18 protein-coding genes are annotated in these 20,572 nt (G+C 63.6%); 4 read left to right on the top strand and 14 right to left on the bottom strand.

The window, feature by feature from the left end:
• Positions 1–13: 13 nt before the first annotated feature.
• The 11 genes from lpqB to D8W71_RS13925 all read right to left on the bottom strand — a co-directional run bounded on the left by lpqB (position 14) and on the right by D8W71_RS13925 (position 13,908).
• Positions 14–1,795 carry an MtrAB system accessory lipoprotein LpqB gene (lpqB, locus tag D8W71_RS13975; RefSeq protein ID WP_121114179.1) on the bottom strand — a complete coding sequence of 594 codons (1,782 nt, stop codon included), beginning with the start codon at positions 1,793–1,795 and terminating at the stop codon, positions 14–16.
• Complete coding sequence (gene mtrB, locus D8W71_RS13970) at positions 1,792–3,537, bottom strand: MtrAB system histidine kinase MtrB (RefSeq protein WP_328588791.1); 1,746 nt, start codon at positions 3,535–3,537, stop codon at positions 1,792–1,794. The genes lpqB and mtrB overlap by 4 nt, the downstream gene beginning before the upstream one ends.
• A complete protein-coding gene (mtrA, locus tag D8W71_RS13965) occupies positions 3,534–4,211 on the bottom strand; it encodes an MtrAB system response regulator MtrA (RefSeq protein WP_027496508.1) in 678 nt (225 codons plus the stop codon). The genes mtrB and mtrA overlap by 4 nt, the downstream gene beginning before the upstream one ends.
• 4 nt (positions 4,212–4,215) lie before the next feature.
• Positions 4,216–4,881: a dTMP kinase gene (locus tag D8W71_RS13960; protein WP_121114178.1), complete on the bottom strand. Its 666-nt coding sequence runs from the start codon at positions 4,879–4,881 to the stop codon at positions 4,216–4,218.
• 20 nt (positions 4,882–4,901) lie between these two features.
• Positions 4,902–6,422 (bottom strand): adenosylhomocysteinase, encoded by a 1,521-nt coding sequence (gene ahcY, locus D8W71_RS13955; protein WP_121114177.1) that lies wholly within the window; start codon positions 6,420–6,422, stop codon positions 4,902–4,904.
• Positions 6,423–6,460: 38 nt separating this feature from the next.
• Positions 6,461–7,801, bottom strand: a complete 1,341-nt coding sequence (locus tag D8W71_RS13950; protein WP_121114176.1) for an alkane 1-monooxygenase — start codon at positions 7,799–7,801, stop codon at positions 6,461–6,463.
• 88 nt (positions 7,802–7,889) lie between these two features.
• A complete protein-coding gene (locus tag D8W71_RS13945) occupies positions 7,890–9,392 on the bottom strand; it encodes an amino acid permease (RefSeq protein WP_121114175.1) in 1,503 nt (500 codons plus the stop codon).
• A gap of 128 nt (positions 9,393–9,520) precedes the next feature.
• A complete protein-coding gene (gene manA, locus D8W71_RS13940; RefSeq protein WP_121114174.1) occupies positions 9,521–10,753 on the bottom strand; it encodes a mannose-6-phosphate isomerase, class I in 1,233 nt (410 codons plus the stop codon).
• Positions 10,753–11,862, bottom strand: coding sequence for a tobH protein (locus tag D8W71_RS13935; protein WP_121114173.1), 1,110 nt, complete (start codon positions 11,860–11,862; stop codon positions 10,753–10,755). The genes manA and D8W71_RS13935 overlap by 1 nt, the downstream gene beginning before the upstream one ends.
• 89 nt (positions 11,863–11,951) lie before the next feature.
• Positions 11,952–13,319: a phosphomannomutase/phosphoglucomutase gene (locus D8W71_RS13930; protein ID WP_121114172.1), complete on the bottom strand. Its 1,368-nt coding sequence runs from the start codon at positions 13,317–13,319 to the stop codon at positions 11,952–11,954.
• A 178-nt stretch (positions 13,320–13,497) separates the two neighbouring features.
• Positions 13,498–13,908, bottom strand: a complete 411-nt coding sequence (locus tag D8W71_RS13925) for a DUF3499 domain-containing protein (protein WP_201265060.1) — start codon at positions 13,906–13,908, stop codon at positions 13,498–13,500.
• 75 nt (positions 13,909–13,983) lie between these two features.
• Between D8W71_RS13925 and D8W71_RS13920 the strand changes: the two genes are divergently transcribed.
• Positions 13,984–14,472 carry a metallopeptidase family protein gene (locus D8W71_RS13920; RefSeq protein WP_121114171.1) on the top strand — a complete coding sequence of 163 codons (489 nt, stop codon included), beginning with the start codon at positions 13,984–13,986 and terminating at the stop codon, positions 14,470–14,472.
• 19 nt (positions 14,473–14,491) lie between these two features.
• On the opposite strand, the gene D8W71_RS13915 is transcribed toward D8W71_RS13920, so the two are convergent.
• The gene (locus tag D8W71_RS13915; protein WP_201265393.1) at positions 14,492–14,725 is read right to left on the bottom strand and encodes a WhiB family transcriptional regulator; all 234 of its coding nucleotides are present in this window, start codon (positions 14,723–14,725) and stop codon (positions 14,492–14,494) included.
• A 795-nt stretch (positions 14,726–15,520) separates the two neighbouring features.
• Here D8W71_RS13915 and cofD point away from each other — a divergent pair.
• The 3 genes from cofD to D8W71_RS13900 are packed head-to-tail and all read left to right on the top strand — an operon-like array spanning position 15,521 to position 18,442.
• Positions 15,521–16,489 (top strand): 2-phospho-L-lactate transferase, encoded by a 969-nt coding sequence (gene cofD, locus D8W71_RS13910; RefSeq protein WP_121114170.1) that lies wholly within the window; start codon positions 15,521–15,523, stop codon positions 16,487–16,489.
• Positions 16,486–17,871 (top strand): coenzyme F420-0:L-glutamate ligase, encoded by a 1,386-nt coding sequence (locus tag D8W71_RS13905; RefSeq protein ID WP_236077428.1) that lies wholly within the window; start codon positions 16,486–16,488, stop codon positions 17,869–17,871. Before cofD ends, D8W71_RS13905 begins: the two co-directional genes overlap by 4 nt.
• Before the next feature lies 1 nt (position 17,872).
• Positions 17,873–18,442, top strand: a complete 570-nt coding sequence (locus D8W71_RS13900) for an NUDIX hydrolase (RefSeq protein ID WP_121114169.1) — start codon at positions 17,873–17,875, stop codon at positions 18,440–18,442.
• 135 nt (positions 18,443–18,577) lie between these two features.
• Here the strand turns inward: D8W71_RS13900 and D8W71_RS13895 are convergent, their stop codons facing one another.
• Together D8W71_RS13895 and D8W71_RS13890 are read right to left on the bottom strand one after the other, a co-directional pair.
• Positions 18,578–19,663, bottom strand: coding sequence for a sugar phosphate nucleotidyltransferase (locus D8W71_RS13895; protein ID WP_121114168.1), 1,086 nt, complete (start codon positions 19,661–19,663; stop codon positions 18,578–18,580).
• A 17-nt stretch (positions 19,664–19,680) separates the two neighbouring features.
• A complete protein-coding gene (locus D8W71_RS13890) occupies positions 19,681–20,565 on the bottom strand; it encodes a glycosyltransferase family 2 protein (RefSeq protein ID WP_121114167.1) in 885 nt (294 codons plus the stop codon).
• Positions 20,566–20,572 lie beyond the last annotated feature (7 nt).

The following is a 20,572-nucleotide window of genomic DNA, read 5'->3' as shown; positions in this document are numbered from 1 at the left end:
GTGGGCGTCTCGATCAGCCCGGCAGCACGGGTGTTGCTTTGACTCCGGCCAGTCCGGCGACCTCGCGCCAGTATCTGTCACCGGCAGGGTCTGCATTGTTCAACTGGAACACGGCTCGCGAGTCGGCGACGTACTCGGTGGTGGTGGAGGCATCGACGGACAACACCGGTGCGGTCAGGTTTCGGCTGGGCAACGCGTCGAGACGCGATCCATCGGTGGTCACCTGCACGACTGGGACGTCGGTGGCGATCCTCACCACGACCACAGCGTCACCCGTGCTCCAATCCAGTGCGAGCGCATCGCTACCGAGTCCGTTGGCCACGGCCTTCGGCGACACGAGTGAGTACGTTCCGTTCGCCTGACGCACCACTGTGGCGACGTACACCAGACCGTCGACGATCACCGCGGCGCGAACACCGTCGCGGGACAGTCTCAGATCCGTGATGCGAGAACCGAGTGCCGTCACCGCCCCTGCGTCCACGGGCAACACCGACACCTGCCCGTTCGCTGGATCTCGTGCTGCGCGTATGACATTGGTTCCATCGATGACTGCCCACGCGGCGTTGTTGTCCACTCCCCACGTAGGTCGGGTGATCGACTGGCCCTCGGCCACCGGGAAGGCCCCACTGTCATAACCGCCGATCATCAGCGTCGACGACGGTTGCGGAGCGGGTCGACCGGTGTCGGCTACTCCGGCGACCAGCGTGCCGTCGGTGGACAACGCAGCGCTGCGGAGGTTCTCCACCGTGCCGAAATATCCGGGCACGGGCGTCGTACCGCTGTCTTCGACCGATACGAGCCTTCCGTTGACCAAAGCATGCAGCCCGACGCCGGATTCGAGCGATGCCATCGGGTCGAGCGAGCCGACGTCGGCCGTCGTCCATCCGTCCGGTTTCGAATTGTCCAGGGGCTGGCCGTCTGCGAGCAGTACGTAGGGGCCCGCGATATCAGCGGATGCGAGCGTCCAGACCACCTGCGCGGCAAGAAGTTCGCGATTCTTGGCGTCCACCGCCTGCAGGCCGCCGAAATCGATCTTCACTCCGCCACCCGTACCTGCGCCGACCTGCGACGTGCGCCCGTCGGCCTTGGTGATCGGCCCACGAATGCCGACGTCTGGAGCCAATTCGTTCGACACCGCGGGCGCAAGTGTCGGCTTCGGACCGTCGATCAGCAACTGCACCAACTGGTTCGCCATCTGGTCGGCGCCGCCACTCACCCACCGCACGTCCGGGACCAGCGCGGCGCCGAGCGGATCGACGAAGAACAGTGACCTTCGTTGATATGCGCCGAAGAACTGAGAGCGGTCGACAACAACGCCCGGTGGCAATTCGTCGATTCGCCACTCCCCGTCCACCCGAATCATTCGGATACTCGAATCGACTGTCCCGGCCCCTGCCTGGTAGTCGCCTCCTGGAGCGAGCAGTCCCACCGTGTTGGACCGGAGCGTGAACTGCGCTTCGTTGTCGGTTCGAGGGCCTGTCAGCAGATCGATCTTGTCCGCAACGACGGTCTTCGCGCCGTCGTCCCACGAACTCGACGCCGTAGTCGTCAGAAACTGACGCGCAGCCTGGTGGCGGTTCGCCGAACTTGCGCTGGCAGTGACGAAATCGCGGAGCAAGAGGTCCGGTTCGCGGCCGGCGGCCGGCGGGGGTGGCGTCGTCGACGCCGCTCCTGCGGTGAGTGAGCCGATCGCCTGCGGACTGGAGGATTCCGGCAGATTGGCACACCCGGTGGACACGATCACCACCACGAGAAGGGGCGCGAGAAATGCCGTGAGCGATCGCCTGTTCGTCACCGCTTCTCCTCCGGACGAGAAGAATCCGACGGCGTCGCCATCAACTCGGGCCGACTCTCGCTCGACTTCGCGCTCGCATCGGTGCGGTCGGGCGAAGACGGAAGCGGCTGACCCTGGGTGTATCGCCGGGTGCTCGGTTTGAGGGGCAGCGGACTGCCGATCACCTTGTGCCCTCGCACGAGTGGCAGGGTCAGGCGGAAGCACGCTCCCTCCCCGACTGCACCCCATGCCTCCAATTTGCCATCGTGCAACCGCGCATCTTCGACGCTGATGGCCAAGCCGAGGCCCGTGCCACCGGACCTACGGACTCTGGACGGATCCGAGCGCCAGAAACGGTTGAACACCAGCTTCTCCTCGCCCGGCCGCAAACCGATCCCCTGGTCGCGGACCACGAACGCCGCTGCGTCCGCATTGGCACGAAGCCGAATCAACACCGGCCGTCCTTCGCCGTGGTCGAGAGCGTTGGCAAGGAGGTTCCGGAGAATACGTTCGACCCTCCGTGGATCGACCTCGGCCACGACAGCATGATCGGGCATGTCGACGATCACCTCCGTCGCACTCTCGCGCGCCAGATGCCGAACGGTCGAAACCGCCGCGCGTGCACACATTCGCAGATCGAGCTGTTCCGCGGCCAATTCTGCGACACCGGCGTCGTGACGCGAAATCTCGAGAAGATCACCGAGGAGCGTCTCGAAGCGATCGAGCTCGTTGACGAGAAGCTCGGACGACCGTTTCAGCGCAGGGTCGAGGTTTGCACTGCCGTCGTGAATGAGGTCGGCAGCCATCCTCACCGTCGTCAGCGGCGTACGCAGTTCGTGACTGACGTCGGAGGTGAACCGGCGTTGCAAACTACCGAATTCTTCGAGTTGAGTGATTTGTTTCGACAGACTCTCGGCCATCTCGTTGAACGACATGGCCAGCCGCGCCATGTCGTCCTCCCCTCTGACCGGCATTCGCTCCTTGAGCCTCCCGTCCGCGAATCGGACAGCGATTCGCGAAGCCGAGCGAATGGGTAGAACGACCTGGCGCGCAACGAGCATGGAGATTGCTGCGAGAAGCACCAGCAAGACGACCGCCCCGATCAGCAACGTCCCCCGCACGAGCGAGAGCGTTCGCTCCTCGCTGCCCAGTGGAAAAACCAGGTACAACTCGAGTTCGGCGATGTCCGAGGCCGTCGGGGTTCCGAAGATGATGGCAGGTCCGGTGTAATCACCCTGCTCGGCGTCACTGACCGTGGCATATTGCCAACTGATCAAGCCGTTCTGGACGAAGTTGCGCAGGCTTGCGGGGATCTGATTCGCCGGCCCGATCGAGGAGTCCGCGCGGATGTCGTCACCGCGAACGATCAATACCGGGTCGAACGTGCCCGCCGATCCGGACGTCTGTCCGGCGTCGACGTCTCTGTTCGTCAACTGCGCCCGCGCACGTTCGAGCCTTGCGTTCAGACCGGTGGTCTCCTCGGCCCCTGCCAGCGCGCCTTCGACGGTGGTCCTCGATCGCTCCAGTTCCTCGGTGGCGGCCGTGATCTTGGACTCCAGAAGACGATCGGTGATCTGACTGGTGAGCACCGCGCCGAGGATAGTGATGACGACCAAGGAAAGAGTAAGAGTCGACACGACGACTCGAAGCTGAAGCGATCGACGCCAGGCATGACCGACCGATGTGCTGAGCGTTCGAAACCAGCGCAACAGCGGCGAGAACGTTCCGTTTATTCTCCGCCGCGAAGGGTTGAAACGGATCACGGTGGTCCGGCCTTGTAGCCGACCCCCCTCACGGTCAACACCACCTCGGGATTCTCCGGATCCTTCTCGACCTTCGCGCGAAGGCGCTGAACATGAACGTTCACCAGACGGGTGTCGGCGGCATGACGGTAGCCCCAGACCTGTTCCAGTAGTACCTCACGCGTGAACACCTGACGCGGCTTGCGAGCGAGGGCGACCAGAAGGTCGAATTCCAACGGCGTCAACGACACCAGTTCGTCGCCGCGGCTTACCTTGTGGGCGGGGACGTCGATCACGATATCGGCGATCGAGAGCAACTCGGCCGGTTCGTCCTCGGTACGACGAAGGCGGGCACGAACGCGCGCCACGAGTTCCTTCGGCTTGAACGGCTTCATGATGTAGTCGTCGGCGCCCGATTCGAGACCGAGGACGACATCGACGGTGTCGGTCTTTGCCGTCAACATCACGATCGGTACACCCGAATCTGCGCGCAACACTCGGCATACGTCGATACCGTTCATGCCGGGCAGCATGAGATCGAGCAAGACCAGGTCCGGGCGATTCTCGCGAACCGCGGCCAGCGCCTGGGTGCCGTCTCCGACCACGAACGGTTCGAATCCCTCGCCGCGAAGGACGATGGTGAGCATCTCTGCCAGAGCCGAGTCGTCGTCGACTACGAGAATCCGAGGCTTCATGGACCTATGGTGTCACTTTCCGAGTCCTAGGTGGCTGATTGAACACGTCGGCGGCGAGTCGATCCGGATCGACGTGCGCGTCGACGACATGCCACGGCGATGTCCAATTCGCCGCGGCGAGTTGCCCGTACACCGCCGAGGTACGGCTCTGCAGCGAACTGTCGCGTTCGTATGCGTCTCTGGTGCGTGTCGCATCTTCGCTCTCGCGCGACGCCGCCCGCTCGGCAGCGAGCTCCACTGGGACGTCCAAGAGAATCTGAACGTCGGGCACCGGCACACGAAACCGCTCGAATTCGAGTGTTCGAATCCACTCGACCGCGTCGCCGTCGGCCGACTGCTCGAGGCGGGCAGCGGTGTACGCAGCGTTCGACGCCACGTACCGATCGAGCAGGACGATGTGGTTGCGTGACAACGCTTTTTTCAGCTCACCCACCGCGTCCCTGCGATCGAGCGCGAACAGGAGCGCCATCGCGTGAACACTCTCGGCGGTGTCGCCGTGCTCACCACGCAACGCCTCGGCTGCTAGGTCGGCATACACCGAGTAGTCGTACCGCGGGAAGCCGATTCTGACGACCTCGAGGTCGTCGCGTTCCCACGCCGAGACGAGCCGACGGGCGAGTGTGTTCTTACCCGCGCCGTCGACTCCCTCGATGACGATCAGTTTCCCCATGGAACGTGATCTTCGAGCGATCAGTACCGGTAGTGCTCGGGCTTGAACGGGCCCTCGACATCGACACCGATGTACTCGGCCTGCTCCTTGGTGAGCTTGGTGATGGTGCCGCCCAGCGCCTCGACGTGGATCTTCGCGACCTTCTCGTCGAGGTGCTTCGGGAGGCGGTACACCTCGTTGTCGTATTCGTCCGGCTTCGTCCACAGCTCGATCTGCGCGATGACCTGGTTGGAGAAGCTGTTGCTCATCACGAACGACGGGTGTCCGGTGGCGTTGCCGAGGTTGAGCAGGCGCCCCTCGGACAGCACGATGATCGAGTGACCGTCGGCGAACTGGAACTCGTCGACCTGCGGCTTGATGTTGATCCGCGTGACATCCTTGGCCTTCTCGAGCCCGGCCATGTCGATCTCGTTGTCGAAGTGACCGATGTTGCCGAGGATGGCCTGGTGCTTCATCCGCTTCATGTGATCGAAGGTGATGATGCCGAGGTTGCCGGTCGAGGTGATGATGATGTCGGCCTTCTCGATGAACTCCTCCACCGTGCGAACGTCGAAGCCGTCCATCAGAGCCTGGAGTGCATTGATCGGGTCTGCTTCGGTCACCGTGACGCGCGCGCCCTGGCCCTTGAGCGCTTCCGCACAGCCCTTGCCGACGTCTCCGTAACCACAGACGAGCACAGCCTTGCCGCCGATGAGCACGTCCGTGCCGCGGTTGATGCCGTCGATCAGCGAATGGCGGGTGCCGTACTTGTTGTCGAACTTGCTCTTGGTGACCGAGTCGTTGACGTTGATCGCCGGGAACGTGAGTTCGCCTGCCGCCGCGAATTGGTACAGGCGGAGTACACCGGTGGTGGTCTCCTCCGTCACGCCCTTGACGGACGCAGCGATCTCGGTCCACTTGGTCTTCGACGCCTCGAGCGAGCGACGGAGGAGTCCGAGGAACACCTTGTACTCGTCCGAATCCTGGTCGTCATCGGTCGGAGGCACTACGCCTGCCTTCTCGAACTGCGCCCCGCGCAGCACCAGCATCGTGGCGTCGCCACCGTCGTCCAGAATCATGTTGGCCGGCCTGGCAGTTCCATCGGCACCAGCGGGCCAGGTGAGCATCTGCTCGGCCGCCCACCAGTACTCCTCCAGCGACTCACCCTTCCACGCGAAGACCGGAACGCCCTTGGGCTCGTCCTCGGTTCCGTGCGGGCCGACGACGACCGCTGCAGCCGCGTGGTCCTGGGTCGAGAAGATGTTGCACGACGCCCAGCGCACTTCTGCACCCAGAGCGACGAGCGTCTCGATGAGGACGGCTGTCTGGACGGTCATGTGTAGCGATCCGGACACCCGTGCGCCCTTGAGCGGAAGCACGTCGGCGTATTCCCGGCGAAGGGCGATCAACCCTGGCATCTCGTGCTCTGCAAGACGGATTTCCTTGCGGCCGAATTCGGCAAGTGACAGATCTGCGACCTTGAAGTCGATTTCACCGCGGCGGTCCGCGGTGAGTGCCGATCCTGTTGCCGAACGATCGTCCGGCGTTACTGAGGTCGTCATCGTGCCTCTCCTGTTGTGCGTCGAGTTCCTGCACCAGGCTATCGGGTCGACGAGATGCGGGTCCGGGGTGCCTGTCGACGCCGACCGACCGCATCGCGACCGGGGGTTCGAGTTGTCCGATTTGCCGTGTCCGGCTCACCGAACCTGGCCAGAACCTGCTTGCGACGCCGCGGCAGAATGTTGGCGCGAGTGATGTCGCCGTCGTAGTGAGCGAGCACTCGCCGATCCATCACCTTGCGCCACAGCGGAGGCACGAGCGCGAGCAACACCATCGTTGCGTATCCGGCTGGCAGCTGCGGCGCCTCGTCGTGACTGCGCAGCGTCTGGTAGCGCTTGCCGGGATTGGCGTGATGGTCACTGTGTCGTTGCAAGTGGTACAGAAAAATGTTGGTGCAGAGCCGATCGCTGTTCCAACTGTGTCGTGGGGAGCACCGGACGTACCGTCCGCGCTCGTTCTTCTCACGAAGCAGTCCGTAGTGCTCGACGTAGTTGATCGTCTCCAGCAGCAGGAAACCGACTGCAGCTTGCACGAGCAGATACGGCAGGATTCCGGGGCCGAACACGAGCGCAAGCACGCCGAACAGACCCGCGCTCATCAGGGACGTGTGCAACAGGTTGTTGCGGATGCTCCACCGCCGGATCCCGCGCCGGTCCAGTCGCTGCATCTCGAGCGACCAGGCAGATCGAAGGCCGCCGAGCACACTTCTCGGCAAGAAGACGAAGAGGTTCTCCCCCACGCGCGCGCTGGCCGGGTCTCGCGGTGTGGCGACCCGGACGTGGTGTCCCTTGTTGTGTTCGACGTAGAAATGCCCGTAGAACGTCTGGGCCAGCGCGACCTTCGCCAACCAGCGCTCGTGTTCCTCGATCCGGTGTCCCAGTTCGTGAGCCGCATTGATGCCGGTCCCCGCGACGAGCCCGATCGTGACCGCGAGGCCGATCTTGTCGACCACCGCCAACGTACCGAACGCCCACATCCAGCAGGCGACGAGCAGTGTGAGGAACTGCACGGGCAGAAACAGGTAGGTGCACCAACGATAGAAGCGATCGTCTTGCATCTCTTCGATGTCGTCGTCCGACGGATTGTCTCCGTCCTCACCCGCGACCACGTCGATGAGCGGGATGATGACGAAGAAGACCATCACGCCGCTCCACCAAAATATGGGCATACCGGTCCACAGCACCAACTGCGACGGCAGCAGCGCCGAGGCAGGCGCCAGTAGGCCGAGCAGCCAGAGGGGCCGTTTACCGGCTCGTCTGGCTCCCCGCCCGTCTTTTGACGTGGACAAGGTCCGTTTCGATCTCACAGCGCGCGCGTCCCCCGACACGCATTCACCGGAGTGCTCGTCCAAATTCGTGGACGTCGCACCGGCTCGATTCATCCGAACTCCCCGTAAAAGAAACTCTAGGTCTGTTCGACACAGTAGCAGTCGGTACCGCGGCAAACGGTTTTCAGCCGAGGCGAGGGGGTCACTCGGAAAGCTGTTCCTTACGTTCGCGCAGCGTTTTCTCGACGTTTCTCTTGCTGTACACGAAGTAGATGACCACCCCGATCAGCATCCAGACTATGAATCGGAGCCATGTCTCGACGGACAGGTTCACCATCAGCCACAGGCAGGCGACGACGGCCAGAATCGGGATCACCGGCATGAACGGAACCTTGAAGCCACGAGGCAGATCCGGGCGAGTCCGTCGCAGAACCACCACTCCGATCGACACGAGAACGAAGGCGAACAGCGTTCCGATGTTGACCATCTCTTCGAGGACCCCGATGGGGAAGAATGCGGCCAGGACAGCAACGACGCCACCGACAAGCAGCGTGATGCGTAGAGGCGTGCCCCTCTTGCCCGTGTGGGCGAGCTTCCTCGGCACGAGTCCGTCCCGCGACATGGCGAACAGCACACGGGTCTGGCCCAGCATCAAGACCATCACCACGGTGGTCAGGCCGGCGAGCGCCCCGAAAGAGATGATGTTCTTCGCCCACGTCAGCCCGTTGAGTTCGAATGCAGTGGCCAAGGTCGAGCTGTCGCCCGCGAGTTCGGTGTAGTTCACCATTCCGGTCAGTACGAGCGTCACGGCCACGTAGAGCACGGTCACGATCAGCAGCGATCCGAGAATGCCGCGCGGTAGCGCCTTCTGCGGCTCCTTCGCTTCCTCGGCAGTGGTGGCGACGACGTCGAACCCGATGAACGCGAAGAAGACCAGGCTCGCGGCGGCCAGCAAGCCGTACCACCCGAACGTGCTACCGCCTGCGCCGGTCACGAACGCGAACAACGACTGGTGGATTCCGTCGGCGGTATCGCCCTCCTGCGCCGGCGGGATGTACGGAGAGTAGTTCTCGGCCTTGATGTAGAACGCGCCGACGATCACGACGAGCAGAACTACTGCGACCTTGATCGCGGTGATGATCAATGACACCCGCGAGGACAGCTTGGTTCCGCTGGCCAAGAGCGCGGTGATGATGACGACGATCAGTAGCGCACCCCAATCCACGTCGACGGAACCGATCGACAGGACGGGCGAGGACGATCCGAGAACTTCACCCAGGTACAGCGACCACCCCTTCGCGACGACCGACGACGCGAGTGCGAACTCCAGAACGAGGTCCCATCCGATGATCCACGCGACGAACTCACCGAATGTCGCGTAGGAGAATGTGTACGCGCTTCCCGCGACCGGAACCGTCGATGCGAATTCTGCGTAGCAGAGCGCGGCAAGGCCGCAGGCCACAGCGGCCAGTACGAATGCCAGCGACACCGAAGGACCGGCGACGTTTCCTGCCGTGCGCGCGGTCAGGGTGAAGATTCCCGCGCCGATAACGACCGCAACGCCGAACACCGTGAGGTCCCAAGACGTGAGTTCCTTACGGAGTTTGGTGTCGGGATCGTCGGTGTCGCGCATGGACTGTTCGACCGACTTCGTTCTGAAGATGCCGGTCTTGGTATCCGACTTCGGTGAGCGTGGGTGTTCCATTATCGAAGATTCCGCCTGTTCAGTCGATCGTGTTCGAGAGCGCGTATCACTACGCCACTCGAACCCCTTCGGTCACACAATATGCTTCCAGCGAGCCAGCGCGAGGAGCCTTGGCAAAACCGCGGAATTCAGCCTGCCAAGGCCCCGACGGTGGCCGAGAAGACCTCGGCGTCACCCCAACGCGCCTCGGCGATCAGAAGGGGGTCGGATGCAGACACCCATACGGCGGCGCCCTGCTCCAATACGTATTCCAACTCGCCGCCACCGATGACGACACGTCCTGCGGTACACAGCAGAATTCGTGGCGAGTCTCCATCGAAGCTCACGGACGCTCCACCGGACAGCACCGACCTCGACAGCTCGAACTCGGGCGCAGGCGTGCGATAGAGAACGGGCCCACCCGACCCGACATCGGGCTCGAGCACCTCGACCTCGGCAGGCTCGAAGTCCAACACCCTCAGAAGTTCCGGCACATCCACATGCTTCGGAGTCAGGCCGCCTCGCAACACGTTGTCGGAGTTTGCCATGACCTCGACGCCGGTTCCCGATAGATACGCATGCAGATTGCCCGCGGCCAGATACAACCCTTGGCCCGGACTCAGAGTGACGCGATTGAGAAGCAACGCCGCGAGAACGCCTGCATCGCCTGGATACGACTCCCCCAGTTCAAGCAAGGTGCGGGCCTCGGCGACGAACCGCCCTCCGTCGTGATGAGCCGTGGTGGACAGGTACCGGATGCAGCCGTCGGCCACAAGTGGAAGCAGAGCATCGAGCGCAGGTCCCGGCAGTGTGATCCACGACGTGAACACCGTTCGCAGACCCGCGTCGTCCGGTTGGTCCGCGAGCAACGACCGGTATCCGGACAACGCACCGACATCGAGGGCGTCGATGAACTCCACGGTCTGCCTCGGGCACCGAAACCCTGCGAGGGCATGGAATTCGGTGAGAGCGACGATCAATTCAGGCTTGTGGGAGGCGTCGCGGTAGTTTCTGACCGGCGAATCGATCGGGACCCGACGCGATTCCTCGCGCGCGAAACCTTCTTTGGCCTGATCCGAACTCGGATGTGCCTGCAGCGACAAAGGTTCGTCGGCGGCAAGGAGTTTCAGCAGAAATGGAAGCCGCCCGCCGTAGACGTGCGCGGTCTCCGCACCGAGTTCCAGGCGCGGATTCTCGTCGATCGCCTCCAGCAACGACTTCGGTGACCCGTCACCGAGCAAATAAGCAGGATCGGCCGGATGCGCACCGAGCCATATCTCGGCCTCGGGGTGCTCCGAGGGCACCGACCGTCGCTGCAACCGCGCAAGCGAGGTTCGAGATCCCCATGCGTACGACCGAACTGCACCGCGCAGTGGTTGCACTATCTACCGCCCATCAGATGTAGATACGCGGCGGCCATCTCCAGCCGCGTCGCCGACAATGCCATCGATTCGAACTCACCGAGCCCCGCTCCGCGACGCGCGCGTTCGGGCGGCTCACCCGGTTCGGCGACACCGGAGACGACGACGTCGACATCGTCCAGAGCCGCGGTGCGTCGCTCGGCCGCCGATGCGGCTGTGGGAGAAGCAATAACGAGGACTCGTACGGCAGCCTCCGGACGCGGCCCGTCCACCTCGTCATCGTGGAAGAACGGATCGTAATCGGCCGGACCCGAGGCTGCGGACCGCGACGCATGCACGACTGCCCGGACGACGTCGGACAATTCACCTGCTGCCGAGACCACTCCTGCCACGCCCAACATCACTTCGCTGCCGTGGCGAGCAATCTCGAGGGCCGTCGAGTCGACGCCGCTGAAGACAATGCGTCGATCGGCCATTCGAACTGCGATCGACTTCGCAGGGTTGTGGAAGACCTCGTGGAGAGGGTGATCTTGGGATGCCTCGTCGTCGAGGGCATCGGCAAGTCGATCGAGATCTGGCAGGAGGGAGCGATATACCCCGTCGGAAACCGCGCCGAGAACACTGACTCCTGCGGCAACGTATCGCATGAGGGTGTTCGGTTCGCGGACTGCAATTCGCGGTGGCAGAAACAGTGCGCGCCCCGCTGCCGCGGCTCGCAGTGGGCCCTCGTCGGGTGTGACCAGAACGGTCTCGGCGCCGCGGCGAACAGCTGCGGCAGTCGACTCGGACAGTCGAGGGTCGCCTGCATCGTCGCCGCACACGACGACCACGTCGAGCGGGCCGACCCATGGCGGCGTACCAGTGGTGAGTACGAGTGGCACGCCGATTCGAGGACCGACGCCTGCGATCAACAGCGACGCCGCACGTTCTGCCCGCCCGCCGCCTGCAACGAACACGACGCTTCGCGGTCGGAGGCCACCGAGGCGATCACCGATGGTGTCGGCGAACGATCCAGCGGTCGCACGAACTTGCGCCCCGGCCAACGCAGCACTTCGTAGCACGCCGTCGGTGTCCGCGGCGACGAGTGCGTCGGCGTCGTCCAGATCGAGAAGAGGCGACAGAGTGGTCATTGGTGAGAAGCCACCGTCCTTCCTTGCCGTCGCGCTCAGCTCACTGCTTCCTGGTGCTCGTATACCCGCGCACACGTCCACTATTCCAGTCAGGCCCGAACCACGCCGAGAATCTCCTCCGTCAGTGCATTCACTTCGGCCGCGGTGCGTGCCTCCACGTTCAAACGCAGCAGAGGCTCGGTGTTCGACGCACGAAGGTTGAACCAGGCGCCGTCCGACAGGTCGACCGTCACGCCATCGAGCCTGTCGGTCGAGACCGTGCGGTCGGCGAACACGTCGAGCACTGCTGCCGTGCGTTCGGCTGCATCAGCAACAGTGGAGTTGATCTCCCCCGACGCGGAGTACGACTCGTACGAGCTCATCAGCTCCGACAGCGGTCGATCCTGTGATCCGAGGGCGGCGAGAACGTGCAGCGCAGCCAACATGCCCGAATCCGCACCCCAGAAGTCTCTGAAGTAGTAATGAGCCGAGTGTTCGCCGCCGAAGATTGCTCCCGTGTCGGCCATCTGCTGCTTGATGAACGAATGTCCGACTCGTGTGCGCACCGGCGTACCGCCGAGCTCGGTCACCAACTCGGGAACAGCCCGAGAGGTGATCAGGTTGTGAATTACCGTCGCGCCCGGCTCCTTCGCCAACTCGCGCTCGGCGACGAGGCCGGTCACCGCCGACGGCGAGACCGGGTCGCCCTTCTCGTCGACCACGAAGCATCGATCGGCATCACCGTCGAACGCAAGGCCGATGTCTGCTCCGGTGTCTCGGACGAACTTCTGCAGATCGACGAGGTTCGCCGGGTCCAACGGATTGGCCTCGTGGTTCGGGAAGGTGCCGTCGAGTTCGAAGTACAGCGGCTCGATCGTCACGGGAAGATCACCGAACACTGCGGGCACAGTGTGCCCGCCCATTCCGTTCCCGGCATCGACGGCGATCTTGACGCCGGACACTTTCGTGAGATCGACCAGGTTGCGCACGAACGAGGCGTACTCGCTCAGCACATCTCGTTCGGTCACCGACCCCGGTTCACCGCTGTACGTGGGGACTCCGGCGACCAGTTCGCTCTTGATGGTGTCGAGACCTGTGTCCTGCCCTACCGGTTTGGCGCCAGCCCGACACAGTTTGATTCCGTTGTACTTCGCCGGATTGTGGCTCGCGGTGAACATCGCACCGGGGCAATCGAGGAATCCGGACGCGAAGTACAGCTGATCGGTCGACGCGAGACCGATGTGCACGACGTCCAACCCTTGCGACGTCACCCCCTCGGCGAACGCTCTCGACAGTTCGGGCGAAGACGCGCGCATGTCGTGGCCGATCGCAACAGTCGTGACTTCAGGACTGCGCACCAGCCGGGCGAACGACGCTCCCACATCACGGACGAACGCGGAATCGATCTGCTCACCCACCACCCCCCGAACGTCGTAGGCCTTGATGACTGCGTTGACGGATTCGGCAGTGCGTGCCACGAACAACTCCTCGGATTCTCGACGGGGTGAGGCATGAGCGCATCGTCTCGCGATGCGTCCTACAAGAATGTGTCACATATGGTCACGGCAGGCGCGACCACGGCACACAGATGTGATTGAAACGATGTCTGCCTCGAACGACAGTGTCACGACGGCAATTCCGCGAGCTGACCTCGAATCAGGCCGTGGGATCGGGAAGCACTCGCAAATGGCCGCGACGCCCGGTTCGAACGGGCGATGCCGGGCGCCTGTCGGCTGCGGCAACCTGCCCCCGGGCGCCTTGACGGCCCGTCGCCCCGCTGTCGCGAGAACGTTCTCCCCGGCCGGCTTCGCGTACGGCTTCCGCCAGGGCGGTGAGATCGTCCTCGTCGGGCGAGGTGGTGGTGAAGCCACCCTCGTAGCGCACCAACTCCCAGCCCTTCGGCGCGGTCGTGGTCGATGCGTGTATTTCGCACAGGTCCCAGGAGTGCGGCTCCTCGACGGTGGCGAGTGGGCCGACTACCGCGGTCGAGTCGGAATAGACATACGTGAGCGTCGCAACAGCCGAACGGTTGCACCCAGGCCTGCAGCATCCACGCAGAGATCTCACACACGAGAGAGTAGCCCCCTGCGCCGACACCGAGCCGCTCGACACACCGCTAGTCCGCCCCGATAACCTCTCGCCATGGCTCGAGGCACTTCGGCACGCAGAACGACCTCCCGATCCGCCGCACGCCGTGGGCGGGGCGTGCGAGGACCGATACTTCCCGTCGGCGTACCAGGGCATCGCTCGCGCGCCGACAGATTCGATCGAGCCGTTCTGGAGGCGTTCGCGCGAATAGATCACCGTTGGCACGACAAGCTGGAGCGACTCGACATCGCCGTCGACGAAGTGCCGAAGATTCGCGCCAAGGATCCCGAGTCGGTCAACTGGCCACCCGAGGTGGTCGCCGAGGGTCCGGTACCACTGTCGCGGCTGGTTCCAGCGGGAATCGACAAGCGCGGAGAAGCGACACGCGCTCGGATCGTATTGTTCCGTCGGCCGCTTGAGCGGCGGGCGAAGCACCGGGACGATTTGGAGGATCTTCTCTACGAGGTGCTCGTGGAACAGGTAGCTACCTACCTGGGCGTCGACGCCGATGTGATCGATCCCGGCATCGACGACGAGAACTGAAAGGTCGGACCGTAGATGGTCAGACGATCCCGCGCTTGAGGCGTCGACGTTCACGCTCGGACAACCCGCCCCAGATGCCGAACCTCTCGTCGTTGGCGAGAGCATATTCGAGGCACTCGTCCTTGACCTCGCAGCCGAGGCAGATCCGCTTTGCTTCGCGCGTCGATCCACCCTTCTCCGGGAAGAAAGCCTCGGGGTCGGTCTGTGCACACAGGGCACGTTCCTGCCACTGATCTTCGATCTCGTCGAACATCTCGTCGAAGCCTGCGATGAGGCTCAGCACTGGGCGGACGGGCTCGCGCATCGGCAGATCTTCGACCGAGCCGTCCTCGGACTCGTCGTCCGAGTCCGGTTCGCCGAGTTCGGCGTCTTCCGCCGCGAAGGCATCGCCGCCGATATCGCGAACGACATATCCGGCGCCGGCATCGACTGGAACGATCCCGGAGTCGACTTCGATCGACCCCCCGGCAGGTTCCTGTTCGACGCGCAGCGACGTGCCCTCGGTTCCCTTCTCGCAGTCGCCTTGTTCCGCGCCTGCTATGGAATCGGTCTGCGGCGCGTCGTCGACTGCGCTGAGGTGAGCCGGGGCCTCGCCCCGTTGTTCACGTGTCGCGTTCTGGTCGTACATCGCTTCCGCCTCCTCACCTTCGAATAGCGCAGATACTGCCGGTCGGTTCCGAACACCTTGCCCCGCGCCGGTATTCGTTGTCATGCCGGAACCCTCGACCTCTAGTACACGTATCCATAAGATGACAAGCCACGAGAAGACAAGCCATGGGAACGCATGTTCGAATCAAGGCCAGCTCCAAGCGAACTCGCTTGAAAACCTTGGAATGACATACATGTGATTAGACACGCCGGAGTGCGCTGAGGTCAAGCCGACGACCTATTTTCCAATACCATCTAGGGCCCAAAAACTGCACCCTCCCCGAATCAGCGGCCATCTTGCGCGTGTCGCGGCGGGAAACTGGCCGTCGAACAGGCGCTGAGCTCGGACAGCAATGGGTGCCCACGCAGCTCTGGAACCGACGGCATAGGCTTTCTACCTGTGAAAGTGACTGTCTTGGTCGGTGGTGTGGGAGGAGCTCGATTCCTCCAGGGTCTCAGAACCCTTTTGGGCGACGACGGTGAGATCACCGCAATCGTCAACGTAGGCGACGACGTGTGGATGCACGGCCTCCGCATCTGTCCCGATCTGGACACGTGCATGTACACACTCGGTGGTGGAATCGACACCGAACGCGGCTGGGGCCGAATAGCGGAGACTTGGCATGCGCGAGACGAACTCGCCGCCTATGGAGCCGATCCGGATTGGTTCGGTCTCGGCGACCGCGACATCGCCACACACCTCATACGTAGCCGAATGCTTCGAGCAGGGTATCCGTTGTCGGCGGTGACGGAGGCACTGTGCAACAGGTGGAAGCCCGGGGTCAGATTGATTCCCGTAACGGACGATCGGAGCGAGACCCATGTGGTCGTGTCCGATCCGGAGGACCCGACGGGCGAAACGCAGCGAGCTATTCACTTCCAAGAGTGGTGGGTTCGCTACCGCGCGCAGATCGAGACACACAGCTTCGCCAACGTCGGTGCGGAGCAGGCGAGTCCGGCGCCCGGTGTACTCGATGCAATCGAGAACGCCGACGCCGTGATCCTCGCGCCGTCCAACCCGGTCGTCAGCGTCGGCGCCGTGCTTGCGGTCCCGGGGATTCGTAGCGCTCTGCGCACCACTCCGGCCAAGGTGGTCGGCCTGTCACCGGTGATAGACGGTAAACCGCTGCGCGGCATGGCCGACGAATGCCTGACGGTCATCGGCGTCGAAACCAGCGCGGAGGCGATCGGACAGCACTACGGTGCACGCTCGGACACCGGCATACTCGACACGTGGTTGATTCATTCGACCGACACTGCGGTGGTTCCAGGAGTGGACGTTCGGAGTGTGCCACTACTGATGACCGACCCGGCTACCACTGCCGAGATGGCTGCCGTTGCACTGCGGTCCGCGGGGCTCGATCTGTGAACACCGAGCCCGCGCACTCGATTGCTGCGTCGCCGTCCGTACCCACCGATCACGCGCCGGGCGGAAGCATCGAAATACTTCCGGTACTCGGCCTTCCCGAGTTTCGTCCCGGTGACGATCTTGCCGCCGCGATCGCCGAACACGCGCCGTGGATTCGCAACGACGACATCCTTGTGGTCACGAGCAAGGCCTTCTCCAAGGTGGAGGGCAGGCTCGTCGACGCACCACTCGATCCCGACGAACGCGACGCAGCACGCAGAGTTCTCGTCGATCAGGAAGCCGTTCGTGTCGTCGCCCGCAAGGGGCGAACCCTCATCACAGAGAACAAGCTCGGCATCGTCCAAGCTGCATCGGGAATCGACGGGTCCAACGTAGACCGCGCCGAACTCGCTTTGTTGCCAATCGATCCCGACGCAAGCGCATCGCGGTTGCGCAGCGCGCTGGCGGCATCTCTCGGCGTCTCGGTCGGCGTCGTCGTCACCGACACGATGGGTAGGGCGTGGCGCGTCGGACAGACCGATGCAGCAATCGGTAGTGCCGGTCTTGCAGTAGTGCACGCGTACGCAGGCGCCGAGGACGGGCAAGGAAACGAGTTGGTCGTAACGGAGGTGGCCGTCGCCGACGAGATCGCTGCCGCAGCCGATCTCGTCAAGGGCAAGCTCGGCGGGGTGCCTGTCGCCGTGGTCCGTGGACTCGCCCCGGTCGACAACGGTTCACGCGCACGAGATCTGGTACGGCCGGGAGAGGACGACCTGTTCTGGCTGGGTACCGCCGAATCCATCGAACGCGGACACCGAGAAGCGCTTCTGCTTCGGCGATCGGTTCGATCTTTCACGGAAGAACCCGTCGGCGAGAGCGACATTCGCGATGCGGTTGCCGAAGCCCTGACCGCACCCGCACCTCATCACACCCGGCCGGTCAGGTTCGTTTGGGTACGCACACCGGCACTTCGTGTTCAGCTACTGAAACTGATGGCCGAGCAATGGCGCAGCGATCTTCGGGAGGACGGTCTCGACGAAGAGCGAATCGATGCCAGAATCGCCCGTGGATCCATTCTCTTCGACGCACCCGAGGTCGTCATCCCGTTCTGTGTGCCGGACGGGGCGCACCGATATCCGGACGAACGGCGCACGCGCGCCGAGGAAACCATGTTCACCGTCGCGGTGGGTGCCGCGGTGCAGGGGCTGCTGGTCTCTCTCGCGGCGCGCGGAATCGGTAGTTGCTGGATAGGTTCGACGATCTTCGCCGCCGATCTCGTGCGCAGCGAACTGGGACTCCGTGCCGACTGGAAAGCCATGGGCGCCATAGCTATCGGCTATCCCGACGAGCCGCTGACGCCGCGCACTCCTGCTGCTGTCGATACTGGGCTGGTGGAGATCTGAGGTGAGTTCGCAGTCGCTGCACAACTCCGCCGTCGCCGCCCTGGAGGGGTGGTCGGTGCGCGAGGACCACGAGGAATCGTTACGTCAGACGATGCTCGCGTTTCTCGCTGCAAGTCCCGACGGTTGCCTTCGCGCCAATGAACCGGGACACATCACTGCATCGTCGCTGGTGCTGACTGCGTCGGGTCGCGAAGTCCTGCTGACGCTTCACCCGAGGGTGGGCCGCTGGATCCAACTCGGTGGACACTGCGAGGAGACGGACGAGACGGTAGTCGATGCGGCATTGCGGGAAGCGCGAGAGGAGTCGGGAATCGACGAGCTCACGATCCATCCCACGCTTCTTTCCGCGCACACGCATCCCATTACGTGTTCGCTCGGTAAGCCGACCCGTCATCTCGACCTGAGATTCCTCGTCCGTGCTGCGCCCGGGTCACGCGCCGTGCGCAGCGAAGAATCGACCGACCTACGGTGGTGGCCGGTCGATTCGCTGCCCGATTCTGCCGAAGTGGAAACGATCGACCATTTGGTCCAGTTGGCGCGCACTAGAGCTGGAGTGGAGCCTGCGGAATGACCATTCGGCTGGAGTGGAGCCTGCGGAATGACCCTCTGACCGGAGTGGAGCCTGCGGAATGACCCTCTGACCGGAGTGGAGCCTGCGGAATGACCCTCTGACCGGAGTGGAGCCTGCGGAATGAGCGGTAGCTGATCAGACGTCGGTGGAGAAGCGAATTCCGCCGTCGGGAAGTTTGACTCCCGGCCAGACCCGAGCTCCGCGCAGGAGTTCGCAGCGTGCGCCGATGTCAGCGCCGTCGCCAATCACTCCGTCTCGTACCAGAGCGCGAGGCCCGATGCGTGCGCCGAATCCGATGATCGACCGTTCGACCACCGCTCCGGCCTCGATCACGGCACCGTCGAACACCACGGCACCGTCGAGCCGTGCGCCCGCACCGATTTCGGCTCCCCGTCCGACGACCGTCCCACCGATCAGCAGCGCCCCTGGAGCCACACCGGCACTCGGGTGGACGAGCGACTCGCCACGCGTTCCGGTCAGTGCCGGTGATGGCGCGATGCCGCGCACGAGGTCGGCAGAGCCTTTGACGAAGTCCTCCGGCGTTCCCATGTCGCGCCAGTATGCGCTGTCGACATGGCCGTAGACGCGCTTGTTCTCAGCAAGCAGCGAGGGGAACACCTCTCGCTCGACCGACACCGGCCGATCCGACGCGATCGTCTCGATGATCTCTCGCTTGAACACGTAGCAGCCGGCGTTGATCTGATCGGTCGGTGGATCCTGCGTCTTCTCCAGGAAAGCAGTGACGCGCCCGTCTTCGTCGGTCGGTACGCATCCGAACGCCCTCGGGTCTCCGACGCGCACGAGGTGCAGCGTGACGTCGGCCTCGGTTCGCTGGTGCGTATCGAGCACGGCCGTCAGGTCGGTTCCACCCAGAACGTCACCGTTGAACACGACGACGTTGTCGGCACGAAGCTTCGGCAGTACGTTGCGGATTCCGCCGCCGGTACCCATCGGCTCGGTCTCGGTTACGTACTCGAGTTCGATGCCGAGCGCTGATCCGTCGCCGAAATGCTCTTCGAACACTTCGGCTTTGAACGAGGTGCCGAGCACGACATGGTCGATTCCCGCTGCTTTGATGCGGGCCAGCAGATGGTGGAGAAACGGAAGTCCTGCGGTGGGAAGCATGGGCTTCGGCGCCGACAAGGTGAGCGGCCTGAGCCGGGTTCCTTTGCCGCCCACGAGAATCACGGCATCAGTTGTCTTGTTGGTGTCAGCTGACACGGTCGGCCTCCCTGTTGTCACTTGTGTCGAGGATCATCGATGTGTCGCTGCCGAAGCGCCGAAGCCACAACCACCTTCGACCGCGCTGCCAAGCCCATGCGCAGCGCCCATCGTAAGGGAGCTTGCCATACGTGGGGATGTCGATCGGCTTGGAAGCGATACGCACTCGCATGGTGCGCTGGAAGCATCAGCTCCGGATGTCTACCTGCCGCATGCCCTTTGGAATGGGTTACTTCCACCTCGGGTACGTAGACATTGAGCCATCCTGCGGTGCCGAGGCGATCGCCCAGATCGACATCCTCCATGTACATGAAGTAGCGGGAATCGAACCCGTTCACCGAATCGAACGCAGACCGCCTGAGCAGTAGGCAGGATCCCGACAGCCATCCCACCGTGCGTTCGGTCACAGCTTCGTTGTCCTGTCGGTAGCGCGATGTCCACGGATTGTTCGGCCAGATCTTCCCGAGCAACGCGTGTCCCGCCCCTGACGTGAGATCGGGTACCGACCGAGCCGACGGATACCGACTCCCGTCGGGCTCCCTGATCAGCGGCCCGAGGGCGCCTGCGCGTGGCCACCGCTCCGCCGCGGCGAGCAAGCCATCGAGGGATCCGGGATGCCACCGCACGTCGGGATTGGCAACCACGACGAACTCGACGCCCTCGTCCACCTCGGCGACCGCGCGGTTGACGGCTCCCCCGTACCCGAGGTTGGCGCCGGTCCTGAAGAGCCGTGCGCTCGGGTACTTCGTCTCCGCTGCCTCGGGGGTGCCGTCGGTCGAACCATTGTCGGCCATGATGACCTGTGGGTTCTCGGTCGTCGCCGACGCGAGGGAATCGAGGAACTGATCCAGATATTCTCCGGGCGAATAGGTCACCGTAACGACGGCCAGCTTGGAACTCACGCAGGCA

The sequence above is a fragment of the Rhodococcus sp. P1Y genome, from assembly GCF_003641205.1.
In the GTDB taxonomy this organism is placed as follows: Bacteria; Actinomycetota; Actinomycetes; order Mycobacteriales; family Mycobacteriaceae; genus Rhodococcoides.
The sequence above is the reverse complement of the archived record's forward strand: the minus strand, read 5'-3'. Positions and strand labels throughout refer to the sequence as shown.